The organism is Mitsuaria sp. PDC51, from assembly GCF_900113225.1.
GTDB lineage: Bacteria > Pseudomonadota > Gammaproteobacteria > Burkholderiales > Burkholderiaceae_C > Roseateles.
This window is the reverse complement of record NZ_FOZE01000002.1, coordinates 1,302,473-1,327,738: the sequence shown is the minus strand read 5'-3', so window position 1 is coordinate 1,327,738 and position 25,266 is coordinate 1,302,473. Positions and strand designations below refer to the sequence as shown.

General features: G+C 70.9%; 21 protein-coding genes. 3 read left to right on the top strand and 18 right to left on the bottom strand.

All coding sequences use genetic code 11. The annotated features are described in order from the left end of the window. Positions 1–11: 11 nt before the first annotated feature. From BM393_RS17225 to BM393_RS17140, 18 genes are all read right to left on the bottom strand, one after another. Positions 12–1,097 (bottom strand): LD-carboxypeptidase, encoded by a 1,086-nt coding sequence (locus BM393_RS17225; RefSeq protein ID WP_091729043.1) that lies wholly within the window; start codon positions 1,095–1,097, stop codon positions 12–14. A 74-nt stretch (positions 1,098–1,171) separates the two neighbouring features. Continuing rightward, positions 1,172–1,780, bottom strand: a complete 609-nt coding sequence (locus BM393_RS17220; protein WP_091729040.1) for a M15 family metallopeptidase — start codon at positions 1,778–1,780, stop codon at positions 1,172–1,174. Next, positions 1,777–2,679: a LysR family transcriptional regulator gene (locus BM393_RS17215; RefSeq protein ID WP_091729036.1), complete on the bottom strand. Its 903-nt coding sequence runs from the start codon at positions 2,677–2,679 to the stop codon at positions 1,777–1,779. Before BM393_RS17215 ends, BM393_RS17220 begins: the two co-directional genes overlap by 4 nt. A gap of 105 nt (positions 2,680–2,784) precedes the next feature. Further along, on the bottom strand, positions 2,785–4,383 hold the full coding sequence (locus BM393_RS17210) for an ABC transporter substrate-binding protein (protein WP_091729031.1): 1,599 nt from the start codon (positions 4,381–4,383) through the stop codon (positions 2,785–2,787). 84 nt (positions 4,384–4,467) lie between these two features. Beyond that, positions 4,468–4,836 carry a type II toxin-antitoxin system RelE/ParE family toxin gene (locus BM393_RS17205; RefSeq protein WP_091729028.1) on the bottom strand — a complete coding sequence of 123 codons (369 nt, stop codon included), beginning with the start codon at positions 4,834–4,836 and terminating at the stop codon, positions 4,468–4,470. After that, positions 4,823–5,074 carry a type II toxin-antitoxin system Phd/YefM family antitoxin gene (locus tag BM393_RS17200; RefSeq protein WP_091729025.1) on the bottom strand — a complete coding sequence of 84 codons (252 nt, stop codon included), beginning with the start codon at positions 5,072–5,074 and terminating at the stop codon, positions 4,823–4,825. Before BM393_RS17200 ends, BM393_RS17205 begins: the two co-directional genes overlap by 14 nt. Positions 5,075–5,305: 231 nt before the next feature. Next, positions 5,306–6,283: a dipeptide ABC transporter ATP-binding protein gene (locus tag BM393_RS17195; RefSeq protein ID WP_091731733.1), complete on the bottom strand. Its 978-nt coding sequence runs from the start codon at positions 6,281–6,283 to the stop codon at positions 5,306–5,308. Positions 6,284–6,318: 35 nt separating this feature from the next. Beyond that, positions 6,319–7,263, bottom strand: coding sequence for an ABC transporter ATP-binding protein (locus tag BM393_RS17190; protein ID WP_091729022.1), 945 nt, complete (start codon positions 7,261–7,263; stop codon positions 6,319–6,321). Next, a complete protein-coding gene (locus tag BM393_RS17185) occupies positions 7,263–8,147 on the bottom strand; it encodes an ABC transporter permease subunit (protein ID WP_091729019.1) in 885 nt (294 codons plus the stop codon). The genes BM393_RS17190 and BM393_RS17185 overlap by 1 nt, the downstream gene beginning before the upstream one ends. 64 nt (positions 8,148–8,211) lie before the next feature. Further along, on the bottom strand, positions 8,212–9,222 hold the full coding sequence (locus BM393_RS17180) for an ABC transporter permease subunit (RefSeq protein WP_091729016.1): 1,011 nt from the start codon (positions 9,220–9,222) through the stop codon (positions 8,212–8,214). 16 nt (positions 9,223–9,238) lie between these two features. Further along, positions 9,239–10,081, bottom strand: a complete 843-nt coding sequence (locus BM393_RS17175) for an N-acetylmuramoyl-L-alanine amidase (protein WP_091729013.1) — start codon at positions 10,079–10,081, stop codon at positions 9,239–9,241. After that, entirely contained in the window at positions 10,078–11,076 is a 999-nt protein-coding gene (locus BM393_RS17170) for an N-acetylglucosamine kinase (RefSeq protein ID WP_091729010.1), read from the bottom strand. Before BM393_RS17170 ends, BM393_RS17175 begins: the two co-directional genes overlap by 4 nt. Before the next feature lie 187 nt (positions 11,077–11,263). Then, positions 11,264–14,695 carry a carboxypeptidase regulatory-like domain-containing protein gene (locus BM393_RS17165; protein WP_091729008.1) on the bottom strand — a complete coding sequence of 1,144 codons (3,432 nt, stop codon included), beginning with the start codon at positions 14,693–14,695 and terminating at the stop codon, positions 11,264–11,266. Positions 14,696–15,228: 533 nt separating this feature from the next. Continuing rightward, positions 15,229–16,755: a glycoside hydrolase family 10 protein gene (locus tag BM393_RS17160; protein WP_091729005.1), complete on the bottom strand. Its 1,527-nt coding sequence runs from the start codon at positions 16,753–16,755 to the stop codon at positions 15,229–15,231. 33 nt (positions 16,756–16,788) lie between these two features. After that, positions 16,789–17,955: an acyltransferase family protein gene (locus BM393_RS17155; protein ID WP_254783484.1), complete on the bottom strand. Its 1,167-nt coding sequence runs from the start codon at positions 17,953–17,955 to the stop codon at positions 16,789–16,791. After that, positions 17,952–19,235 carry an MFS transporter gene (locus BM393_RS17150; protein ID WP_256382281.1) on the bottom strand — a complete coding sequence of 428 codons (1,284 nt, stop codon included), beginning with the start codon at positions 19,233–19,235 and terminating at the stop codon, positions 17,952–17,954. Before BM393_RS17150 ends, BM393_RS17155 begins: the two co-directional genes overlap by 4 nt. A 109-nt stretch (positions 19,236–19,344) precedes the next feature. Continuing rightward, positions 19,345–20,247, bottom strand: coding sequence for an N-acetylmuramic acid 6-phosphate etherase (locus BM393_RS17145; RefSeq protein WP_091728998.1), 903 nt, complete (start codon positions 20,245–20,247; stop codon positions 19,345–19,347). A 169-nt stretch (positions 20,248–20,416) separates the two neighbouring features. Continuing rightward, complete coding sequence (locus BM393_RS17140; protein WP_091728995.1) at positions 20,417–21,871, bottom strand: hypothetical protein; 1,455 nt, start codon at positions 21,869–21,871, stop codon at positions 20,417–20,419. Between the two features lie 110 nt (positions 21,872–21,981). On the opposite strand from BM393_RS17140, the gene BM393_RS17135 reads away from it, so the two are divergent. From BM393_RS17135 to BM393_RS17125, 3 genes are all read left to right on the top strand, one after another. Then, the gene (locus BM393_RS17135) at positions 21,982–23,178 is read left to right on the top strand and encodes a phospholipase A (protein ID WP_141225373.1); all 1,197 of its coding nucleotides are present in this window, start codon (positions 21,982–21,984) and stop codon (positions 23,176–23,178) included. A gap of 151 nt (positions 23,179–23,329) precedes the next feature. Continuing rightward, positions 23,330–23,593: a hypothetical protein gene (locus tag BM393_RS17130; protein ID WP_091728987.1), complete on the top strand. Its 264-nt coding sequence runs from the start codon at positions 23,330–23,332 to the stop codon at positions 23,591–23,593. A 222-nt stretch (positions 23,594–23,815) separates the two neighbouring features. Continuing rightward, positions 23,816–25,177: an MATE family efflux transporter gene (locus tag BM393_RS17125; RefSeq protein WP_091728982.1), complete on the top strand. Its 1,362-nt coding sequence runs from the start codon at positions 23,816–23,818 to the stop codon at positions 25,175–25,177. Positions 25,178–25,266: the final 89 nt, after the last annotated feature.

Here is a 25,266-nt window from a genome sequence, read left to right as displayed (position 1 = left end):
GGTGAGGGTCTTCAGCTCACCGCCGGCGACAGCAAGCGCACCGTTCCCGCGGTCGCGTCCATTTCCGCCGGCTGCCCCACCGGCACGGTGAACTTGCGCTTGATGTGGCCGATCATCGCCCCGCGGTACACCGGGATGTTGAGCGGCAGGAAGTAGTCGTCGAACACCTCATCCAGCGTCAGCGTGCCGTAGCTCCCATCGCCGGGCCCGCACTGGGTGAACTTGCCCAGCACCACGCCCGACAGCTGGTCCAGCGCGCCGCACAGCCGCAGCGTCGACAGCATGCGGTCGACGCGGTAGATGTACTCGTTGACCTCCTCGAGGAAGAGGATCGCGCCCCGCGTGTCGGGGAAGTAGGGCGAGCCGGCCAGCGAGCTCAGCACCGCCAGGTTGCCGCCCACCAGCGGTCCGCGCGCCAGGCCCGGTCGCAGCGTGCTGATGCGGTCCTCGCGCTGGACGAGGTGGGCCCCGCGCTCGCCCTGCGGGTTCTGCAGCAGGTCGGCCTGCGCGTCCATCGCCACGGCGCGGAAATGCTGGAGCGAAAACTCGTTCCACTCCGAGCCCGCGACCGGGCAGTGGAAGGTGATCAACCCCGTCTGCTTGTGGATCGCGTTGACCAGGCTGGTCAGATCCGAGAACCCGCCGAAGAACTTCGGCTTGCGGCGGATCAGCGCGTAGTTCAGCTTGTCGACGATGCGGTTGCATCCCGACCCGCCGGTCAGGGCCAGGATCCCGGCCGCCTCGTCGTCGGCGAAGGCGTCGTTGATGTCGGCGGCGCGCTGCACGTCGGTGCCGCCGAACTGGCCGTAACGGCCGCGCACGTTGGCCCCGAGCTTGACCTTGAAGCCCAGCGCCTCGAGCGACTCGACGGCGATCTCCAGCGGCTCGCGCTCATAGGTCGCGTTGGCGGGGCTGACCAGCGCGATCGTGTCGCCGGGGCGCAGTCGGCGTGCGCGCAGCGGCTCTGGCGCGGCATTGGGCCGTGCGGCGCGGGCCGGCGCGGCGGTCTGCGCCCGCGCCGGCGACAGCGCGCCCAGCGCGCCCAGTGCGGCCGCCGCAGCGGCGCCGGTGAGGAGGTGGCGGCGGGAAGCGGTCATGAGGATCTCCGGAAGCAGCGACGTACGAGGGTTTCAGGCGCCTGTCGCAGCACGCGAGCGACGCCGGCCACCGCTCACAGCACCAGCGGCAGTTCGCGGCGCACGCGCTCGCGGTCGCCGAAGTCGAAGTGCCACCACTCGGTCGTGATGGTCTGGAAGCCGGCATGGCGCATCGCCGCGCGCAGCCAGCCGCGATGGCGCAGCTGGTCCGCGGTGAGGCCGCCCGCGGCGAGCTGCTCGGCCTCGAACTCGGGATGGGATGCCGGCGTCATTTCGTCGAAACCGGTGCCCATGTCGAGTTCGCGGCCCTGGTCGTCCAGCAGGGTCACGTCGACGGCCATGCCGAATGAATGGATCGAGCGCCGCGCCGGATGGGCCAGGTACTTGGTGAGCGGCGTGCCCTCCAGTTCGGCCCACAGCGCTTCCTGCACCCGCTGCGGTCGCAGCGCATCCAGCACCACCAGCGTCAGGCCGGGGCAGTGGCGGCCCAGCCAGGCGGCCGCCTCGCCGAGCGCATCGGCGGCCTCGCGGCGCAGGAAGGCGCAGTCCAGGCCGCCGTAGACGTTGCGGCCGACGAAGTTGTCCGGCGTCGCGTAGCGCAGGTCCACCGCGATGCCGGGGATGGTGAGCAGCGAGCGGAACTCGGTGTGCGCCGCGATCTCTTCGCAGGGAATGGCATTCATCCGGCGAGGCTGTCCAGGTTGGCGCGGGCCGCGTCCCGCAGGTAGGTGACCAGCCGGCGCGCCGCCTGGGCCAGCGGCGCGCTGGCGGAGGTCAGCAGGTAGAGGTGGATGGCCATCGGCGGCGCCAGCGGCCGGACCTTGACCCGGGTCGGGTCGGCCGACGCGGCGGTGAACGGATCGACGACGGTCATGCCCACGCCCGCCTCCACCAGCGCGCGGGCGAGTTGGTAAGTCTGGACGGTGATGCGGCTGTCCAGGTGCCGGCCCTCGGCCTCGCTGGCGTTGTGCAGCATGTGGCCCAGCGGGTCGTCCTCGGCCATCGCGATCAGCTCGGACTGGATCTCCTCCAGCGGCAGCGGGCCGCTGCCTTGCGCCTCGGGGCCCTGCACCGGGCACAGCGCCATCATCGTGCCGCTGGCCAGCACCTCGGCCTTGATGCCGGGATGGCGCGGGTCCTGCAGGCTGAGCGCCAGGTCGGCTTCGCCCAGCAGCAGCGCCGAGACGATCTCGCGGGTGTGGTTGGTGCTGAGCTGGCAGCGGCTGCGCGGGAAGGCCTGCGCCCAGTGCGTCATCGCCGCCGGAATCACCGCGGCGCCCAGCGTCGGCGTGGCCATCAGGCGCAGCGATTCGGACTCGCCGCCGCGCAGGTTGGCCGCCAGGCGCCGGATGGCGACGAGGTCGCGGTTGAGCTTGTCGATCTCGACGAACAGCCGCTGCGCTTCCGGCGTCGGATACAGCTTGCCGCGCACGCGGTCGAACAGCGGCATGCCCAGCTGCAGCTCGCAGTGCTGCAGCACCTTCGTCACGGCCGGCTGCGAGATGTGCAGCAGCTGCGCCGCGCCGCTGATCGTGCCGGCCTGCATGATGGCGTGGAAGACTTCAATGTGACGAAGCCTCATGTCGGCCCCCCGTCCGACGAATACGTCGTCCGGCCCCCCGAGGGGGCCCGGCCCGGCCGGGGGCGGCCCGGCGCTCGGGCCGGCGCGCGAAGAGGAAGAGCAGGCTTATTCACGGTAGACGTTCTCGAAGACCACCCCGCCGTTGGGCTGCATCCTGAAGCCGCGCAGGTCCTTGCTGGTGGGGATGTAGACCGTCGAGTGTGCCATCGTGATCCACGGGCGCTCCCGCTTGAAGATCACCTGCGCCTGCTCGTAGAGCGCGATGCGCCGCGCCTGGTCGGGCGTGGCGCGGGCCGCGTCGATCAGGCGCTCGAACTCGGGGTTGCAGAACTTGACGCCCGACTTGTTGGTGGCGCAGCTGAGGTTGGGCGTCAGGAAGTCGTCGGCGTCGCCGCTCTCGCCGGACCAGCCGCTCATGTAGACCGAGTGCTCGCCAGCGTTGGCGCGCTTGAGGTACTCGCCCCATTCGTAGGTGCGGATCTGCGCGCGCACGCCGATCCGGGCCCAGTCCTGCTGGATCAGCTGCGCCATCAGCTGGCCATTGGGATTGGTCGGGCGCGTGACGGGTAGCGCCCAGAGGTCGATGTCCAGGCCGTCCGGGAAGCCGGCCTGCCGGAGCAAGGCCTTGGCGCGCTCGGGGTCGTACTCGTTCTTCAGCGCGCGGTTGTAGCCGGGGATGGCCGGCGGGAACGGGTTGACCGCCTGCATCGCGTCGCCGCGCGGGAACAGCGCGCGGAAGATCGCGTCGCGGTCGACGGCGATGTCCAGCGCCTCACGCACCAGCCGGTTGTCGGTCGGCGGCTTGCGCAGGTTGAAGGACAGGTAGGAGATGTTGAGCGCCTGGATCTTCTCGAGCCGGATGCGTTCGCGATGGCGGTCGATGGCGGCGACGTCGATGTCGCGCAGCGGCGAGGTGATCTGGCATTCGCCGGCAAGCAGCTTCTGCACCCGCACCGCGGCTTCGCGGCTGATGGTGAAGATCAGCTTCTGCGTCTTCTGCGGTTCGCCCCAGTAGTCGGGGTTGGCTTCCATGCGGACGACGTCGTCCTTGGCATAGCTGCGGAAGCGGTAGGGGCCGGTGCCGATGGGCAGGCGGTTGATCTGCGCGGCCTTGCCCTCGCGCAGCAGCTGGGCGCCGTACTCGGCCGACTGGATGCCGGCGAAGGCCATCGCGAACCAGGTGACGAAGGTGACGTTGGGCTGCGCGAGGGTGAAGCGGACGGTGCGGTCGTCGAGCTTCTCCATCTTCGTGATCGCCTTGGCCAGGCCCAGGTTCTGCGGATAGACGAAGTTGGCGGGGAAGGCCTTGTTGAACGGGTGCTCGCGGTCGAGGAAGCGGCCGAAGGTGAACAGCACGTCGTCGGCGTTCATCGGCCGTGTGGGGGTGAACCACGGCCGGGTGTGGAAGCGGACGTGCTCGCGCAGCGTGAAGGTGAAGACGCGGGCGTCGGGGCTGATGGTCCAGGCGGTGGCGAGCGCCGGCTGCAGCGCGGTGCCGCCGCGCTCGAAGCGGACCAGCCCCTGGAACATCTGGTTGTTGACGTTGTTGGTGCTGGCGGAATCCCACAGGCCGGGATCGAAGCCCTCGGGGCTGGCGTCGGTGCAGTAGACCAGCGGCTTGGGCGCGGCGGCATCGGCCGCCTGGACGACGGGCAGTGCCGCGAGCAGCCACGCGGCCAGCGAGAGGGAAAGGGCAGGGCGCATCGGGGGGAGGGCTAGCCGGCGCATTGTCGAAACGCGGGCGCGACGGTCACAACTGAAATGGGGCGGTTGGACCATAACACCGGGTTATGCGGGCGCTGGCTTCAGCGGTAGCCCGTTGCCCGCCCCTCTCGCCTGCTTGAGGCGGACCAGCGTCATGCGGTAGGCCAAGGCGCCTTCCCGTTTGCCGACGCAAAACACGATGACGATCAGCAGGCCGTCTTCGACGCCGTAAGTGAGGCGGATGCCTTGCCGCAGCAGCTTGATCTTGTAGAGGCCGGAGAGCTCGCCCTTCAGCGCCGACCCCGGCACATGAGGACGATGCAGTCGCTTGATCAGCAAGCCCTTGAGCGCTTGGCGAATCGATCCGTCCAGCGCCCGCCATTCATCCCAGGCTTGCGGAAGGAAGCGCAGGCCATACGGGCGGGGTCCCGGTGGCGGTTCAGAGTTCGTCAAGGTCGACCTCGATCAGCGTGGACTTGTCCGCGAGGCGCTCGATCGTCTTCTTGTAGGTGGCCTGGTCCGCGAGGTCGTCCATGATGGCCTCGTACAGGAGGGGATCCATCACGTAGAAGGCCGCATGGCCGTTGCGAAGCACGGTGATCGGCCGATGGTTGGCGGCGTCCAGGACGAGCGCCGTCTGCTTCTTGAACTCGGAGAGGGTGACGGTGAGTTCGTGGTCGCTGGCTTCCATATCGGCTCCTTCAGGCGAGACGATTATGGGTGTCGCCTCGAGGCGCGGTCGGTAGGGACGGCTCAAGGGCGGGGTAGAGATCTCGGGCGTACGGAGGGGCATGAGGTCACCTGTCGGAACGAAGGGGACGTCATTTCACTTGGACCCGCTCGGATCGGCAATCGCATCGACCAGTCGAATTGCTGACTTGGAACGGGGGCTGAGTCGCGTTCCCCCCGCGCCATCGCAGGCTCAGATCACATCACACGCCACCAGCCGCCCGTCCAGCTCACGCAGTTCGGGGCGGACCTCGGCGCAGCGCGGGAGGGCCAGCGGGCAGCGCTGGTGGAACGCGCAACCGGTCGGGGGTTTGAGCGGGCTCGGGAGCTCGCCGTGGATGCGGATGCGCTGGCGGCGGTCGGCCGGGCGCAGCGCCGGCGTCGCGCTGATCAGCGCCTGCGTGTACGGGTGCAGCGGCCGCGCGAAGATGCGGCGCTTGTCGCCGTGTTCCACCGCGCGGCCCAGGTACATCACCATCACCTCGTCGGCCACATGCTCCACCACCGCCAGGTTGTGGGAGATGAACACGTAGCCGGTGCCGAACTCCTCCTGCAGGTCCATGAACAGGTTGAGGATCTGCGCCTGGATCGACAGGTCCAGCGCCGAGGTCGGCTCGTCCGCGACCACGATGCCGGGCTGCATCACCATCGCCCGCGCGATCGCGATGCGCTGGCGCTGGCCGCCCGAGAACATGTGCGGGTAGCGCTGCAGGTGCTCCGGCCGCAGGCCGACCTTGGCCGCCAGCGCCTCGATCCGCTCCCGCCGCTCGGCACGGCCCAGCGTCGTGTTGATCACCAGCGGCTCCGCCAGCGTCGACGCGATGGTCTTGCGCGGATTCAAGGCGGCGTAGGGGTTCTGGAACACCATCTGCACCTCGCGCCGCAAGGCCTTGCGCGCGGCCGCGTCGGCGGCATCACGGCCATGGATGCGCAGCGTGCCGGCGCTCGGCGCCTCGATCAGCGTCAGTGCCCGCGCCAGCGTGGACTTGCCGCAGCCTGACTCGCCCACCACCGCCAGGGTCTTGCCCGCCGCCAGCTCGAAGCTCACGCCGTCCAGCGCGCGCACCGTCGCGGCCGGCGCGAACCAGCCGCGGCTCACGCGGTAGTGGCGAGCCAGGTCGCGCGCCTGCAGCACCGGCGCAGCGCCTGTCGTCGCGTCCGCCCCGGACATCGAGGACGCCGGCGTCGGCGCGTCGTCCGCGGCGCTCATGCGGCGGTCTCCTCGCTCAGCGGATAGAAGCAGCGCACGCCGGCGTCCAGCGCCGGACGCTGCGCGCGGCAGCGGTCCTGCGCACGCGGGCAGCGCGGCGAGAACAGGCAACCCGACGGCCGGTCGAGCGCGCCCGGCACGATGCCCGGAAGCGCCTGCAGGCGGCGTCCGCCGCGGTTGTGCTCGGGGATCGCGGCCAGCAGGGCCGCCGTGTAGGGATGCCGCGGCGACTCGAAGACATCGGGCAGCCGGCCCGTCTCGACCACCTGGCCGGCGTACATCACCGCCACGCGCTGCGCCATCTCCGCCACCACCGCGAGGTCGTGCGTGATCATCACCAGCGCCATGCCGCGCTCGCGCTGCAGGCGCAGCAGCAGGTCCATGATCTGGGCCTGGATCGTCACGTCCAGCGCCGTCGTCGGTTCGTCGGCGATCAGCAGCTTGGGCGAGCAGGCGATCGCCAGCGCGATCATCACGCGCTGGTTCATGCCGCCCGAGAGTTCATGCGGATAGGCCCCCAGCCGGCTCGCCGCGTCGGGGATCTCGACCTGCTGCAGCAGCTCCAGCGCGCGCTGGCGCGCCGCCGCGCCGCGCAGGCCGAGGTGGGCCCGCAGCACCTCCTCGATCTGGTGGCCGACGGTGTAGCTCGGGTTGAGCGAGGCCAGCGCATCCTGGAACACCATCGCGATGTCCTTGCCCACCAGCCGTCGGCGCGCGGCCGCGGGCATCGCCAGCAGGTCCTGGTCCTCGAAGCGCAGCGAGGCGGCGCTGGTGACGCCGGGCGCGTCGATCAGCCCCATCAGCGCCATCATGCTGACCGACTTGCCGGAGCCCGATTCGCCGACGATGCCCAGCACCTCGCCGGGCGCGACATCGAGGTCGACACCGTCCACCGCCGGGAAGGCGCCGAAGCGCACGCGCAGGTCACGGATCTCCAGCATCACGAGACCCTCTTCAGGCGCGGGTCGAGCGCGTCGCGCAGGCCGTCGCCCATCAGGTTGACGCTCAGCACCGAGACCAGGATCGCGAGCCCGGGCAGCGTCACCACCCAGGGCGCGCGCACGATGTAGTCGCGCGCCGACGACAGCATCGTGCCCCACTCGGCCATCGGCGCCTGGACGCCCAGGCCGAGGAAGCCGAGGCCGGCGGCCTCGAGGATCGCGGCCGAGAAGCTCAGCGACGCGTTGACGATCAGCGGCGCCAGGCAGTTGGGCAGCACCGTCGAGAACATCAGCCGCCAGGTCGACGCGCCCGCGACGCGGCTGGCGGTGACGTAGTCCTTGCCGAGCTCGGCGAGCGCGGCGGCACGGGTGAGCCGGACGTACTCCGGCAGGCTGCCGACGGCGATCGCGATCACCGTGTTCATCAGGCCCGGCCCGAGCACCGTGATCACGCAGATCGCCAGCAGCAGGCCGGGCAGCGCGAGCATCACGTCCATCAGCCGCATCACGACCGGCGCCAGCAGCCGCTGGTGGAAGGCCGCCAGCAGCCCCAGCAGCACGCCGGGGATCAGCGACAGCACCACCGAGGCGAGCCCGATGCCGAGCGACACGCGCGCGCCGTGCAGCAGCCGCGACAGCAGGTCGCGACCGAGTTCATCGGTGCCGAGCAGGAAGCGCGTCTGGCCGCCGTCCATCCACAGCGGCGGGGTCAGCATCGCCTCGCGGTACTGCCTCACCGGATCGTGCGGCGCGATCCAGGGCGCGAGCAGCGCCGCCAGCGCCAGGAGCGTGAACACGACCAGCGCCACCAGCGCGCCGCGGTTGGCGGAGAAACCGCGCCAGAACTCGGCCAGCGGGCCGGGCGGCAGCACCGGCGGCGCCATGACGGGCGGGACCTCGGGTGGGAGGCTCGTCGGCGCCGGGCGGGTGGGATCGCTCATGCTCATCTCAGCCCTGCTTGCGGATGCGCGGATTGACCACGCCGTACAGCAGGTCCACCAGCAGGTTGACCGCGATGAAGGTGCAGGCCGAGATCAGGATGCCGGCCTGCACGACCGGATAGTCGCGGCGCGCGATGGCGTCGATGAGCCACTTGCCGATGCCGGGCCAGCTGAAGATGGTCTCGGTCAGCACCGCGCCGGCCAGCAGACTGCCGACCTTCAGCCCGATCACCGTGATGACGGGGATCAGCGCGTTGCGCAGGCCGTGCACCAGCACCACCCGCGCCGGCGACAGGCCGCGGGCGCGGGCGCTGCGCATGTAGTCCTCGCGCAGCACCTCCAGCAGGCTGGAGCGCGTCATGCGCGCGATCACCGCCGTCGTGCTGGTGCCCAGCACCAGCGCCGGCAGCAGCAGGTGGCGCAGCGCCGAGCGCCAGGCGCCGGCCTCGTCGTGCAGCGCCGCGTCGATCAGCATGAAGCCGGTGACGCGCTGCACGTCGTACTCGACGGCGATGCGGCCCGACACCGGCGTCCAGCCCAGTCCGACCGAGAACAGCATGATGAGGATCAGCCCCCACCAGAACACCGGCATCGAATAACCGACCGTGGCCACGCCCATCACGCCCTGGTCCAGCAGCGAGCCGCGACGCAGCGCCGCGGCGATGCCCAGGGCCATGCCCAGCACGATCGCCAGCAGCAGCGCGAACAGCGCCAGCTCGGCGGTGGCCGGAAACAGCGCGCGGAATTCGTGCGAGACCGGCTCGTGCGACACCAGCGATCGCCCCAGGTCACCGTGCAGCAGGCCGCCGACATAGTCCGCGTACTGGCGCCACAGCGGCTGGTCCAGGCCGAGCTCGTGCATCAGCCGCGCATGCGTGGCCTCGTCCAGCGCGCGCTCGCCCATCATGATCGCGATCGGATCGCCCGGCACCAGTCGGATCAGGCCGAAGGCGACCAGCGTCACGCCGATCAGCGTCGGCAGCAAGGTGGCCAGGCGGCGGAGGAAGAAGTTCAGCAAGGCAGGCGGCGCCAGGTCAATACGCCGAGCGCACCTGCGAATCCGCGGCGCGTGGCTGCTTCATGAGCATCCCGCCGGGCGTGGTGACCACCTCCAGCAGCGCGGCGGTCTCGGCATCCATGTCGCCGGCGAAGTTGGCCGGACGGTATTTCATCTGGAAGGTGCTGATCACCTCGCGGGTGGCGACGTCGAACTCGCCGGTGCGCGGCGTCTGGTAGCCCACCTGCGCCAGGCGCTGCTGGAACCAGTTGACGTCGGGCACCGGGCCGACCTCGTAGATCGCCCGCTTGATCTGCACCTGCGCCGCGTCCGGCCAGGCGATCAGGCCGGCGTCGGCGAGCTGCTTCCAGGGGAACTCCGGACCCGGGTCCTGCTTGCGCCCCGGCGCGATGTCGTTGTGGCCGAGGATGCGATCGGAACGGATGCCGTGGCGCGCGACGATCTCGCGGGTCAGCTGGATGACGTCGTCGATCTGCTTCTGCGGATAGGGCGCGTAGACGCGGCCCAGCGGCGTGTCGGTGAAGCCGGCGTTGACGATCTCGATGCCGATCGAGGCCGAGTTCAGGTTGGTCGCGCCGCCCCAGTAGCTGACGCCGGCGTGCCAGGCGCGGCGGTTCTCGTCGACCAGCTGGTAGACCTTGGACGGGTTGTCCTGCACCAGGTAGTGAGCGGAGACCTTGCCGCCGGTGGTCAGCACCTTCATCGACTTGTCGAAGTCGAGCACCGTGTAGTGGAGGATCAGGAACTGCGCGCGGCTGTCCTGGTTCTCGGAGACATGCGTCTTGTCGATCTGCAGCGTGGGCGAGGCGCAGGCCGCGAGCAGGGCGGCGGCGGCGAGGGTCAGGAGCTTGGTCTTCATGGGGCGAGGGCCGCGCGCCGCGCAGCGGCCAGGGCGGTGTCGGGTTGTTGAACGGCGAGGGGCAGGTCGTGCGGCAGCGCGGCGCGCAGGCCGGCCTCGATCGCCGGGTGCAATTGCAGCACACGTCCGGCGGCGGTGACGGGACGCACGCCCAGGCGGCGCACGAGCGCCAGCGGCAGCCGGGCGAGCTCGCGGCCGGCGCGGTGCAGCAGCGCGAGGGCGTCGGGATCGTCGGCCTCGGCCGCGCGCGCGACGGCCAGCGCGAGCCGGCCGATCGAGCCACGCCGTGCCGCGTTGTCGCCGCCGTACATGAAGGCGCGGGTGGTCGGCCAGTCCGCGCCGCCGAGTTCGTCGAACAGATGGCGCGCCAGCGCCGAATCCGTCCAGGCGCCGGGGGCCTCGTCCTCGCGTCGCCAGACCAGCGCCAGTGCCTCGCGGGCGATCCACTGGCCGCCGCCTTCGTCGCCGAGCAGCGGACCGCGGCCGCCGGCGCGGTGAAGCGTGCCGTCCGTGTCGATGAAGGCCGCGATCGCGCCGGTGCCGGCGTAGACCAGGTAGCCCTCGCCGGGGCGGTAGAGCGCATGCCAGGCCTGGGCGATGTCGCTGTCGCAATGGATCTGCGCCGGCGCCAGGCCCAGCTGCTGCGCCAGCAGCGCACGCAGCTGCCGGCCGGCGGGGCCGTCGGGTTCGCCGAGCCCGGTGATGCCGGCCTGCAGGCCGCGCAGGGCGCCCGGCGCCGCATGCGCGATCACTGCGGCGGCGAGCGATTGCAGCGTCTGCGCCAGCGCCACGCGGCCGGCGCTGCTGTCCAGCAGCAACGCGCTGAAGCCGCCGACCTCGCCGCGCGCCACCAGCGTGCCGTCGGGCCGCGACAGCGCCCAGCGCGTCTGCGTGCCGCCGGCGTCGAGCCCCAGGCCGAGCCCGGCGCCGGCGCGCGCGCTGCCTGGCCGGTCGGGCGCGTGGGCGGAGGCGGTGGCGTCGGGAGTGAGGCTCATGGGGGAGGGCGTGGCGCGCGGAGCTTAAGAGGCGCGTCGCGGGCCCGCCATTGTCAATGCGCGGGGCGGGTATGAGTTGGGCTCATGGCCGCCATGAAAAACGGGCTCCCGAAGGAGCCCGTGGTGTCCGCGAGGACCGGCCGTCGAGGCCGGTCGCCCGCAGGGAGCGTGATCGATCGTGCGTCGATCAGAACTCGTAGGCGGCCGTCACCTGGATGGCCCATTGCGATTCGCCCTTGACCTGGCGGATGGCCAGGTTGTCGTTGATCGCGTTGGCGTTGGTGCGGTAGACGTAGTTCCCTTGGGCATCGATGCCGGCGAAGTTCACGAAGCTGCGACGGTTGCCACCGGCGGACTGGAAGGTGACTTCGTCGATGCGGCCCCACTTCTTGTTGAGCAGGTTGCCGATGTTCAGGATGTCGAAGGTGACCTTGCCCTTGTGCTGCGGGAAGAAGCCGGGGACTTCCTGGCTGACGCGCAGGTCGAAGCTGTTCACGAACTGCGAGAACGAGCTGTTGCGCGGCACCACGGCGCCCTTGTACTTCGACAGGTCGGGGTTGTTGTCGACGATGTTCCAGAACGCCGCCTCGTCCGCCGGGGTGGCGAACTTGACGCCCGCCGCGCCGCGCGAGGCGGGGATGTACAGCAGGTCGTTGCCGGCGACGCCGTCGCCGTTCATGTCGTTCAGGAAGGTCCAGCTGTAGGGCTTGCCGCGACGGCCTTCCCAGAACAGGCCGACGTTGGTCTTCAGGTTGCTGATGAAGGCCTTCTGCCACGTCACGTTGGCGGTGAAGCGGTCGCGGATCATGTACGCCGAGTTGGCGGCCACGTTCTCGTTCGGATTGAAGACGGCGCGCGAGTTGAAGTTGGAGTTCGCCACCGACGAGGTCAGCGGGCTGACTTCCGACGCTTCCGTGTAGGTGTAGGCGACGCCGAAGCCGAAGCCGTCACGGGCCGGACGCTGGAACGACAGGGTGATGGCGTTGCCGTCGCCCTTCTTGGTCTTCGTGGCCAGGGTCACGTTGCCGAACGATGCGTTGGACAGTGCGCGCGAGCGGCCGTTGGCGCAAGCGCCGGTGGTGCTCAGACTGCCGTTCGTGTTGGTCCAGCAGTTCGGGCTGTAGCTCTGCGGCGTGTAGTACAGCGAGCGGCCGTCAGGACCGGTGGCGGTCGGGTCGCCAAGGTTCAGGTGCTGGTAGTAGATGCCGGTGTTGACCTTGGTGTAGACCCACTCGACGCCGAAGTTCATGCCGAAGAACGGCAGCTCCGCGTCGTAGGCGAGGTTCATCTTCCAGACGGACGGCTGGCCCAGACCCTTCTGGATGAAGTCGACGTTGGCGGCCGGCGTTGCGCCTGCCAGGATCGGCTGGTTGTTCGGATCAGCGCTGAACACGCCCGAGGCGGTGCCCGAGCAGGCGTTCAGACCGGCCGTTCCACAACCGACCAGGCGCGTGGCCATGCCGGTGTTGGAGTACGGGTTGGTCAGCCAGACCGATGCCGCGGCGCCCTGGAACAGGCCCGCGCCGCCGCGGATCTGCTTCTTGTGGCCGGTGCGGCTGTCCAGCGCGTAGTTGAAGCCGAAGCGCGGCTGGAACAGGTTTTCGCCGTCGACGGTGGTCGAGTTGTCCAGGCCGAAACCGCCCGTGGCACGCGTCACGCTGCTGGCGCCCGTCACCGCGCCCGGCACGACCGCCGCGGCTGCGGCGGCGTTGTAGGTCGGCTTGTCGTTGGTGCTCAGCTGGTCGACGCGGAAGCCGGCCGTGATGTTCAGGTCCTTGGAGACATTCCAGGTGTCCTGCAGGAACACGCCGGTCTGACCCAGCGTCCACTTGGCGATGCCGTCATCCAGCGTGCCGCCGGCCACGGGAACCTGGACCTGGTAGCTCGAGGGCCGACCGCGGGTGAAGTTCTCCAGCACCGCCGCCTGCACCTGCGCCGCGGAGGCGGTGTTGCAGTTGATCGCGCCAAAGCTGTAGGTCCAAGCGCTTTCGCAGCCGAACGTGTAGTTGCCGTTCACGTTCTGGAAGAACGCGTTGTAGATCTTGTTGCGCTGCAGGTCGCCGCCGAACTTGATCTCGTGGTCGTTCTTGATCCAGGTCGCGCCGAAGTAGGCGTCCAGGGTCTTGGTGTCCAGCACGTTGAACTGGCGGCTCTGCTCGGTGCCGAAGTTCACGAAGCGGTTGCCGGTGCTCGCGCCGGCCGGGGCGCCGTCGGGCAGCGCGCCGTTGAAGCGGATGCCGATCGCGGGCAGGTTGCTGTTGTTCTGCGGAACGCTGTTGTAGTCCCGGTTCGAGATCTTCAGCTCGGTCGAGAAGTCCGGCGTCCAGTCGGCGAACCACTGGCCGACGACGGTGTCGATCTTCTTCTTCTGCTGCCACCACTGCGAGGTCATCTGCAGGCCGGTCGCGCTGTAGCCGCCGAAGGAACCGTTGTTGGTGTCCGACTGCTCGGTGCGCGCGACGCGGATGCTGGCGCGGTGGTTGTCGTTGATGTTCCAGTCGATCTTGGCCAGATAGTCCTTGACCGACAGCTGCGACTGACCGATCACCGAGCCGGTGTCGATGCCGTAGGCGTTCTTTGCGGTCTGGGTGATCGCATCGAGCTGGCCTTGCGAGATCGCGTTGTTGGTCAGCGAGCTGCCGATCGGTCCGAACTCGGGCTGGGCGCGGTTGCTCTTCAGCTCTTCATAGTTGACGAAGAAGAACAGCTTGTCCTTGAGGATCGGGCCGCCCAGGGTGAAGCCCTTGGTGTCTTCCTTGAAGGGCAGGAAATCGGTATAGCGCTGGTTGCCGCGGTCGAAGCGCTTGCCCACCATGTCGTCGTTGCGGTAGACGTAATAGACGCTGCCCTTGAACTCGTTGGTGCCCGACTTGGTGACGGCGTTGATGTTGGCGCCGGTGTAACCCTTCTGGGTCACGTCGTAGTTGGACAGGTTGACCTGCACCGACTGGATCGCGTCGATCGAGATCGGCTGCTTGGCCGTCGGCAGGTTGTTGGCTTCCAGGCCGAAACTGTCGTTGATGGCGACGCCGTCAATCGTGATCGAGTTGTAGCGCGAGTTCTGGCCCATCGCCGAGATCTCGCCGCGTTCCTTGTCGGTCTGCGCCAGGCGGGGATCGTTGCGGGCGTAGTCCTGCAGGTTGCGCGCGATCGACGCGTAGGCGTCCAGTTCGGCGCGGTTGATCTGCGTGCCCGAGCCCATCGTCGAGTTGTTGAACTTCGCCGCGGTGGCGCTGCCCGTGGTGACCACGGTCTCGAGCTGGGTGGAGCTCTTGCCCAGCTGCACGTCCAGGCCCAGCGTCTCGGCCAGGGCGAGGTAGACGTTCTCGCTGACCTCGCGGTCGCCGCCCTTGGTCACGGTGATGGTGTACGGACCGCCCACGCGCAGGCCGCGCGCGTTGTAGCGGCCGTCGGCATCGGTGGTCTGCGTGTTCGAGGAGCCGGACTCCTTGTGCAGGATCACCACCGTGGCGCCCGCGACGGGCTTGCCGTCAGCGCCGACCACGCGGCCGCCGATGGCCGAGGTGGTGTTCTGCGCCATCACCGGCGCGGCCGCCACGATGGCGACCGCGGCGGCCAGCGCCGTCCGCGAAAAACCCAACCAATCCTTCTGATTCATTCCTGTGCTCCTGTGCGACGTCAGACCGAAACCCGTTCCGAGGGGCTGTGAACGTTCCGCAAACGTTTTCCGTCGCCGACTTCAACGCGATGTGGTGCGCGTCGCGGCGATGCCCGCCCTCGTTTGTTGTTGCGTCGGGCGCGCTCTTGGGCGCGCCATCTCCGCTTATGAAGCAAAAAGCCTACCAGCCGAAACCTGCCACATCAATGCGGCAATATCGGGAGACCTCTCCTTCACAGCGCGTCGTCAATGCCTCATTCGAGCCCTTTTTCGGGGCGCTCACGGCGGCCTCACCAACGCGTCAGCGGCGCAGTCTGGATAGCCAATGTTGAGGAGCTGTGACAAGTGTTCACTGGCGTTTTCAGGTGAGGCACTGACGCCACACCGAAGCGCAACAGCGCCCTGGGACGGGGCGCGCGCCCCGCGGCGCAACCCGCCGATCGGCGTCGATGTTCGAGGGTTTCCCCTAGGGCTGATGAGCGCACGCCGCCGGGGTCGGTCGTTGCGCCGAATCGACAGTGAAGGCCCTGCGTTCAGGCGACGAACGAAGTGCGAGGGCCTTCCTCACCGATCGCATTGATTGCGGACAGCACCAGCGCCTCGCTCGGCGAGGGCCGCGGGATGCGACCGTCCGGGGGCAGGGCCTCGAAGCGCCAGGCCTGGCCGGCCACGCGGCGCCAGAGCGCGAAGCCACGTGCCGGCGCGCCCGCCGCGGAGGCCCGCAGCGCGCCGTCCGGCTCGCGCGACAGCGAGACGGCGCCGCATGCGGGCGCCGAGAGCCAGGGCGTGGCGGGCGCGAGCGCCGCCTGCGCATAGGCCCCGTCGCGCAGCGCGTCGGCGATGCCGCGGCGGTTCTTCAGCAGCGCCACCATGCTGAAGTGCAGGTGACCGCCAGTGCCCGGCGCGGCGCGCGTGAGCGCCACCTGCTCGGCGATTTCCTCCAGCGGCCAGCCATCGGCCTCGTTGCCGGCGCGGCTGGTGAACAGCCCCGGCCAGACGTGCCGCCCCAGCGGATTGAGCCCTTGCCACGCGCGCATCAGCGGCTCGAAGGCTTGCGGCTTCTGCGCGCGCGGCCAATAGAGCTGCGGCGCCAGGTAGTCCAGCCAGCCCATGGCCATCCAGTGCTCGACGTGCGCGTAGAGCTTGTCGTACTGCGAGAAACCGGTGATGCCCGCCGGCCGCAGGTCGGGCCGCGGCAGGCCGAAGGGACTGATGCCGACGCGCGCCGCCGGCCGGAGCTCGCGCACCAGCTCGTACAAGCGTCGCACCAGCTGGTCGACGTTGTCGCGACGCCAGTCGGCCCGCGCCAGCGTGCCGCCGCCTCGGACGTAGCGCAGCCAGCTCGCGTCGTCGGGGAAGTCGATGTCCTGCTTGGCCGCGTCCTGGACGGGGTAGGGATAGAAGTAGTCGTCGATGTGCAGGCCGTCGACGTCGTAGCGGGTGAGCAGGTCACGGCAGACCGCCAGCGTGTGGTCGGCGGCGCCCGGTTCACCGGGATCGATCCAGAGCTGGTCGCCGTACTTCTTCACCCAGTCCGGCCGCGTGCGGCTCAGGTGCGTGGCGGCGGGGGCGGACTTGCCGCCGCTCTGCTTCGCCCGATACGGGTTCAGCCAGGCGTGGAGTTCAAGACCGCGCGCGCGGGCCTGCTCGATCCACAGCGCCAGCGGGTCGTAGCCCGGTCCCTGGCCCTGGACGCCGGACAGGTACTCGCTCCAGGGTTCCAGCGTGGAGCGGTACAGCGCGTCCGCGCTGGTGCGGACCTGCAGCACGATCGCATTCAGGCGCAGCGCCCGCGCGTGGTCCAGGATCGCGTGGATCTCGGCGATCTGCGCGGCGTCGCTCAGGCCGCGGCGGCTGGGCCAGTCGATGTTGGCGACCGTCGCCACCCAGGCGGCCCGGAACTCGCGCGGCGCGGGCGGCGGGCCGTCCTCGGCGGTGGCGGCCTCGGTCCGGGCCGGCACGGCGCTCGACCGTCCCGTCGAGCAACCCGGCAGCGCCGTCCCCAGGCTGCCGAACACCGGTGCGGCCAGGGCCGCGGTCATCCACTGTCGTCGTCGCATCGAAACTTCATCCGGCGGCGCCGTGCGGCCCGCTCACACTTTCACGATCCAGCCGCGCCGCCACATCGCCCACGCGATGCCGTAGAACGCCGCCACGAAGCCGGCGGCGAACAGCAGCGACGCGAAACGCGGATCCACCGGCAGCGCGCGCAGCGGCGCGAAGAGCCAGGCCTTGAGCGACACGCCCTCGGCGACGTGGACCAGCCCGAGCAGCCGGGCCACCAGCCCGGACAGCGCGAACAGGAACAGCGCGTTCATGCCGAACACCACCAGCGGCTGCAAGCGCCGCGCCATCGCGTCGCGCATCCGGGGCAATGGCGCGGCATCGAGGAGCCAGTAGAACACGCCGAACACGAGGCACCCCCAGCCGGTGGTCAGGAAAACGAAGGCGGGCGTCCACAGATTCTTGTTGATCGGCAGCGTCCAGGCATCGAGGACCTGGGCGGCCCAGAGGCAGCCCAGCCCCGCCACCATGAACCACATCGCCTTCTCGGCGGGATCGCGGCCGCGTCGCGCGAGCCAGCGGCCCGCCAGCAATCCGGCGATCTGGCTCGCGACGGCCGGCAGCGTGCTCAACAGGCCTTCGGGGTCCCAGGTCTTGCTCTTCACCCACAGATGCCCGCCCAGCAGCGCCCGGTCCAGCCAGGCGCCGACGTCCTCGCCCGGCTGCAGCGAGCCGCGGTGCCAGACGCCCTGCGCATCGGGCACGGCCACGAAGGTCTGGATCAGGCCGTAGCCCAGCAGCAGGCCGATGAACACGGCCAGCTGCGCGCGCCAGCCACACCACAGCGCGATCGGTGCCGCCAGGATCGTGATGAGTCCGAGCCGCTGCAGCACGCCCGGCAGCCGCACCGTCTCGAAGTGGAAGAACGGGAACAGGTTCAGCAGCAGGCCGATCAGGACGATGGTCGTCCCGCGTCGCCAGGCATGGCGCAGCAGCGCGCCGCGGTCGTCGACCTGGCCGCGGCGGGCCAGGCTGAAGCTCATCGAGATCCCGCTGATGAAGACGAAGAACGGGAAGATCCAGTCGGTGAAGGTCCAGCCATGCCACTGCGCGTGGCCGAGCGGCGCGTACAGCGCCGACCAGTCGCCCGGGTTGTTGACCAGCAGCATCGCCGCGATCGCGAAGCCGCGGAAGGCGTCCAGCGACAGCAGCCGCTCGCCAGCCGCCGGTCGCATGCCGGGCGCGGCCGCGCTCACGCGCCGGGCTCCTTGCGGCCGAAGCCTTCGGGGATGCGGATCAGCGCGGTCATGACCAGCGACGGGATCGTCGCAAGCAGCACCCAGCCGAAGAAGTGCAGGTAGCCGAGCTGGTCCTGCAGCCAGCCGCTCCACATGCCGGGCAGCATCATGCCCAGCGCCATGAAGCCGGTGCAGATCGCGTAGTGCGCAGTCTTGTGAGGGCCTTCGGCGACCAGCACCATGTACATCAGGTAGGCGGTGAAGCCCAGGCCGTAGCCGAACTGCTCGACCGCCAGGGCCGCGCTGATGAGGGCGAGGCTGCCCGGATGCGCCCAGGCCATCGCCAGGAACGCCACGTTGGGCAGGTGCATCGCGAGCACCAGCGGCCACAGCGCGCGCCGGAGTCCGACGCGCGAGATGATCCAGCCGCCGAGCAACCCGCCCAGCGTCAGCGCGATCAGGCCGATCGTGCCGTAGGCCAGGCCGACCTCCTTGTTGCTCAGCGCCAGGCCGCCCTGGTCCAGCGGATCGAGCAGGAAGGGCGTGGCCAGCTTCAACAGCTGCGCCTCGGGGAAGCGGTACAGCAGCAGGAAGCCGAGCGTGACCGCGAGCCCCGGCTTGCGGAAGAAGGCGCGGAAGATCTCGAAGAAGGTGGCCCAGCGGCGCTCGGCGGGCGGCACCGGCGCGTCGACGGCCGGTCTCGGCAGCCGCCACAGGTGCCAGGCGGCCAGCAGCAGGAAGGCGCCGGCCAGCACCGCCATCACGCCCTGCCAGGCGAGCGCCCAGCTGCCGCCGCGGTCGTGCAGCTCGCCCGCGAGCCACACCAGCCCGCCCTGGCCGCCGATGTTGGCCACGCGATAGAAGGTCGAGCGCACGCCGACGAAGGCGGCCTGCTGATGCTTCTCCAGCGCCAGCAGATAGAAGCCGTCGGCGGCGATGTCGTGCGAGGCCGAGGCGAAGGCCATCAGCCAGAACACCGCCAGCGAGAGCTGGAAGAAGCGCTCCATCGGCAGCGTCAGCGCCACCATCGCCAGCGCCGCGCCGACCGCGAACTGCAGCGTCACGATCCACAGCCGCTTGGTGCCCAGCAGCTCGACCAGCGGCGACCACAGCGGCTTGATGACCCAGGGCAGGTAAAGCCAGCTGGTGTAGAGCGCGATGTCGGTGTTCGAGATCTCCAGGTTCTTGTACATGATGACCGACAGCGTCATCACAACCACGTAAGGCATGCCCTGCGCGAAGTACAGCGTGGGCACCCAGGCCCAGGGACCTCGCGGCGACGGCGAAGCGGGAGTCACGGGAGAAGCGGGAGAAACAGGCGCGGCGGACATGGGCCTCAGTGTCGGTGCAAACGCAGCGGCGGCCGCATGGGGATTGCCGCGCTTGCGTGCGAGGGCCGCTTGCGGATCAGCGCTCGGCCAGCGCCTGGCGCAGATTGCCCGCATGGCGCGCGAGCAGCGCGCGGGCCGCCTCCGCATCGATCGCGCGCCGCAGCATCACGATCGCCGTCTTGACGTGGAAGCCGCAGCGCTCGAGCGCGGCGCGCGCCGCCGGCTCGTCGGCAGCGCTGGCACGCATCGTCAGCGCGACCGCACGGCGCACCAGCTTCGCGTTGGTCGCCTTCATGTCCACCATCAGGTTGCCGTGGACCTTGTGCAGGCGGACCATCAGCGCGCTCGAGAAACTGTTGAGCGCGATCTTCTGCGCCGTGCCGGCCTTCAGCCGCGTGCTGCCCGAGATGACCTCGGCGCCGGTGTCCAGCAGGATCGGATGATCGCTGGCGGCCAGCACCGCGGCGCCCGGGTTGTTGGCCAGCGCGACCGTCAGCGCGCCCGCCGCGCGCCCAGCCGCCAGCGCGCCCAGCACATACGGCGTGTGGCCCGAGGCGGCGATGCCGATGACGACGTCGTCCGGTGTCGGCGCGAGCGCCTCCAGGTCGCGGCGGCCCTGCGGCTCGTCGTCCTCGGCGCCCTCGACGGCCACGAACATCGCGCCCTCGCCGCCGGCCAGGACCGCGACGGCACGCTCGCGCGGCCAGGAGAAGGTCGGCACCAGCTCGACACTGTCCAGCACCCCGAGCCGGCCCGAGGTGCCCGCGCCCGCGTACAGCAAGCGCCCGCCGGCGACCAGCCGCGGCAGCGCCGCGTCCACGGCCGCCGCCAGCGCCCCGGCCGCCGCGCGCACCGCCGCCACGGCCGCGCGCTGGTCGTCGATGAAGACCTCCATCAGGCGCAGGCTCTCATACAGGTCCAGATCCGGGTGATGCTCGCTCGGGGCTTCGGTGTTCAGAGGCTGCGGGGAATCGGGCATGGTGCGGCCTACTCTAGTGGGCGCGCCCGGCGGCTGCCAATGAAACGGCGCGGGAACGCCATAACCGGTGGTGATCGCAAGGGCTCTGGCAAGGACTGCCACCTTCGGCGCGCAGGCCCGACCAGGGCATGAGGCCTCGCGTCCGCGAACCTCACGCCCTGTTCGAGCCTCACCGGCGCCCGGGCGTGCGGGCCTCGGCGTCGAGCACGGACTGGATCACCTCGGCCAGGGCGACGGGCGTGGGGGCCGGGTCCAGTTCGACCAGCACCATGTAGCCGCGGTCACGGCCCTGGGCGCTGAAGGCCTGCAGCAGCGCGATCTGGTCGCTGTGCACCATCGTGCCCTCCGGCGACCAGTACTCCATCGCCACCAGGCAACCGTCCGACGGCGTGCCCGGATAGAAGCGGCTGCCGACGTAGTAGCGCGGATCGATGGTGCTGCCATGCATCAGCATCTCGTCGCGACCGGCGCGGCCCGCCAGCCAGGCCTCCTGCAAGGGGGCGTAGTCGCGCCAGGACGCGGGCAGCAGCGCGCGGTAGCGGTCCAGCGTCCAGGGCGGCTCGTTGGCGCCGGGGACCCGCTGTTCGTACTCGGCAACGCTGGCTTCGCCCGGCACCTTGGTGTGGAGGTAAGGCGTCGGGCCGATCCAGATGTTGGAGGCGGCGCGTCCGGCGCCCTGGATGGTGAACAGGCCCTGCGGAGTGTTGCCCAGCGTGATCGTGCCCGGCAGGCCGCTGCTGGAGAGCGCCAGCTGCTCGATGTTGAAGAGACCGCCATCGGCGCGTCGCACGAAACGGCCGTCGGCCTGCCGCACCAGCGCCAGGCCCATCTGCTGCCGGCCCGGCCGCTGGAAACTGAACACCACCGGGTAGCCGGGGCGGATCGCCAGCAGATCGGCCAGCGGCGGACGCGCCGGCTGCGGGACGCCCTGCGCCGTCGCCAGGGCCTGGGCCAGCGCCTGCAGGCGCGGCTCGTCGCGGTCGCGCTGCGCCAGTTGCGACTGGATCAGCGCCAGGTCCGCCGGCTGGCGGGTCTGCATCAGCGCATAGGCGGCGATCGCGAATTCGCGCGGCGCGGCCAGGCGCGGCAGCAGCGGACGCAGCAGCGGCGCCGCGTCGAAGGCGTAGAGCGTGAAGGCGGCCGTCAGCAGCGGGCGCTGGACCTCCGCCGGCTGGTTGTCCAGCGCGGGCAGCGCGGCCAGCAGCGCCTGGCGGGCGGTGTCGATCTCGGCCCGGTAATGGGCGACGAGTCGCAGCGCCTGCGCCAGTTCGCGCAGGGCGGCGCCGTCCTGCGGCGCGGCCAGTGCCTGCGCGGCGGCGGTACGGATGCGGGCGCGGTCGTTGATCCAGCGCGCCTGCGCGTCGGCGCCGCTGCCGACGGTGGAGCGGAACTGCTCCGGCCGCAAGGCCTGCAGCGCGGCGGGCGCGAAGGGCCCGCCCGGCACGGCCTGGGGCGTGGTGGCCGGGGCCTGGGGCGCGCGCGACCACTGGGCGCAGGCGCTCAGCAGCAGCGGCGCGGCCAGGGCGGCCCATGCAGGCCAGCGGGGCCGGTGGTGCCAGTGGGGCCAGGACTTGCCCGGCGCCGGGGCGGTCGACAAGGAAACGGGGGCGGTGGACGGCTGCATGGCGGCCGATTCTAGGGAGCGTGCCTCGGCAAGTTCTGCCGCCTGGGCCGGGAACGCCGTTTGCATCCCGCCCGCTTCGACTGGACTAGGACGGATGCACGATGGTGTCGATGAGGACGTGGCGCCTGCGCCTCGCGAAGGCGATGACGTGGGCGGCGGCGGTGCTGGCGGCACTGATCGCCGCCTGGTCGGACGAGGCGTCGGCGCAGGTCGCGGCGCTGCCGGCGCAGACCCCGGCCTTGAACGCCGCCGCGGCGGCGAAGACGCCGTCCGAGTGCGCCGCCATCCCGGACAACGACGCCCGGCTGGCCTGCTACGACCGCCTGCATGGCCGCGCGCCCGACGCGGCGCCGCCGTCGGCGGTCGCGCAGGCGGCGCCGGTGCCGGTGCCCGCCGCGCTGCCGGTGGCGGCCGCGGCCAGCGTGCCGCGGGTGGACGATCCGTGCTCGCGCCTGCCGGAGGCCTCGGGCAGCGCCCGCAACTACCTGGGCTCGACGCTGTCCGAGCGCTGGGAGCTGTCCTGCCGTGACCAGCTCCCGCGCTTCCTGCCGCGGCCCTACAAGCCGGTCTACCTGCTGCCGGTGTCCTGGACCTCGCGCTCCAACCGCTCCCCGGCGCCGTCGTCCGAAACGCCGGACAACGGCGTGGTGCAGGCGCTGGACCTGGACAAGAACGAAGCCAAGTTCCAGATCAGCCTCAAGTCCAAGATCTGGTCGCTCGACGACCACGGCAGCCTGTCCGTCTGGGGCGCCTACACCCAGAGCTCGCGCTGGCAGGTCTACAACGGGCGCGTGTCGCGGCCGTTCCGCGAGACCAACTACGAGCCGGAGCTGATCGTGACCCACGGCGCCGACGTGGCGCTGCCCTTCGGCTGGAAGGCCAGCATGGTGGGCCTGAGCCTGAACCACCAGTCCAACGGCCGGGCGGCGCCGCTGTCGCGCAGCTGGAACCGGCTGATCGGCGACCTGAGCCTGGAACACGGCGAGACCACCGTCAGCCTGCGGCCCTGGTGGCGGATCCTGAACGGCGGCAGCGACGACAACCCGCGCATCCAGGACTACGTCGGCCGCGGCGAGGTGCTGGTGACGCAGAAGCTGGGGCGCCACGTGCTGGCGCTGACGGCGCGGCACAGCCTGCGCTTCGGCGACCGCTCGCGCGGCTCCGCGCAGTTGGAATGGGCCTTCCCGATCGGCGGCGGCCTGCACGGCTACCTGCAGCTGTTCAGCGGCTACGGCGAGAGCCTGATCGACTACAACTTCCGCGAATCGCGGGTGGGGCTGGGCGTGTCCGTCATCGAATGGCGCTAGGCGCGGCCGCTCATCGCGACCGGCCGCCGGCGGACTTCCGTCACGACCGGCCGCCGCCGCCGCGTCACGGGGCCCGGTTTCGATGAATATGGCGCACCCCGGCCGGGCCGCCCCCATCGCCTTCGCGCGGTGGCTCGACTAGGCTGCGCGCATGTCCGCTTTCATCGACACCTGCGTCATCTGGGTGGTGCTCTATCGCCTGGACGGCCGCGACCGCCAATGGGTCCGCGCCCTGCCGCCCTCGGCGGAGGCGGCGGTGCGCGCGCTGCTGCTGGAGGAGCTCGACGAGCTCTATGGCGAGCGCGCGGAACTGGTTTCGCTGCGCCCGGCCCTGGACGCCGAACGCGGCGCCTTCCTCGCTGGCGGCTTGCCGATGTGCCCGGTGGCCGCGCCGGCCGGACCCTCGGCCGCCTGAGCGGCGCCCCCGCCGCACGCGGTCCCCGCCCGACCGATACGGCCAATACGGCGCACGCGGCCCGGCCTCGCCACCGCCCGGTGGCGGCGAAACGACAACGTCGACGGCCCGGTCGGTTTCATCGCGGTTACGGCCCCCGGGCGCGGCGACGCCACGAGAGAATCCCGCGCTCGTGTCCACCGCTGTCAGCGGCGGCGCGCGTCCGCCTCCCGCCGCCGCACCATGTCGTCCCCCTCGCACACGCCGCCGTCGCCCCGCCTGTTCTCGCTGGCCTGGCCCCTGTTCCTCGAGCTCTGCCTGGGCATCGCCGTCGGCGTGATCGGCACCATGATGGCGGCCCGGATCTCCGATCCCGCCGGGGCCGCCTTCGCGCTGGCCAACCAGCTGGCGGCCACGCTGTTCATCCTCTTCCGCATCATCGGCGCCGGCATCAGCGTGGTCATCACGCAGGCGCTGGGCAGCGGCCGCCGCGCGGTGGCGGACGCGACCGCGCGCGCCGCGCTCGGCGCCAGCAGCTGGCTGGGCGGCTCCACCGCGGTGATGGCGCTGCTGTTCGCCGGCCCGCTGCTGCGCCTGATGAATGCGCCGGCGGAAGTGCTGCCGCTGGCGCAGCCCTTCCTGATGGCGCTGGCGCCGGCGCTGATGCTGGACGCCTGGAATGCCTCGATGGCCAGCGTCATGCGCGCCCACCTGCGCAGCCGCGACACGCTGCTGGTGCTGGTGGCGATGCAGGTGGCGCAGCTGCTGCTGTCGGTGCTGCTGATGCCGCGCCTGGGCCTGCCGGGCTTCGCCCTGGCGCTGGCGCTGAGCCGCGCCTTCGGCCTGGGCCTGCATGTCTGGCTGTGGCGCGCGCGCCTGGACCTGCGCCCGCGCGCCTCCGACTGGTGGCGGCTGCCGCGCGCGGAGCTCGCCGCGGTGCTGCACATCGGCCTGCCCGGCGCGGCCGAGAACATCGCCTACCGCCTGGCCTACATGGTGAGCATCGCCGTGGCCGGGCACCTGGGCGCGTCGGCGCTGGCGGCGCACAGCTACACCTCGCAGCTGATGTACTTCGTGCTGCTGCCCGGCCTGGCGACCGGCTTCGCGGCGGAGATCGTCGTCGGCCACCTGATCGGCGCCGGCCAGCTGCACGAGGCGCACCGGCTGGTGCGCCGCGCGCTGGCGCGCGGGCTGGCGATCAGCGTGGTGGTCGCGGGCGCGGCGGCGGCGGCGGCGCCATGGCTGCTGACGCTGTTCACCCACGACGAGGCCATCCTCGCCAGCGCGGCCGTGCTGATGTGGATCACGGTGATCCTGGAGCCGGGGCGGACCTTCAACCTCGTGGTCATCAACGCCCTGCGCGCCGCCGGCGACGCGAAGTATCCGGTGATGGTCGGCGCGGGCTCGATGCTGGTGGTGCTGGCCGGCGGCAGCTGGCTGCTGGGCGAGGTGCTCGGGCTGGGCCTGGTCGGCCTGTGGATCGCCTATGCGGCGGACGAATGGATCCGCGGGCTGCTGATGTGGCGCCGCTGGGCGCGACTGGGCTGGGTGCCGCAGGCGCGGGCGGTGCACCGCCGGCTGCGCCTGGCCGCGCAGGCGCACTGACGCGGGCGGCAATGCGGCGCGGCCGTGAGGCCATGACGCCTCCGCGCTGTCGACGGATTTGACACTCGCGCGCCGTCCCGCCGGGGCCG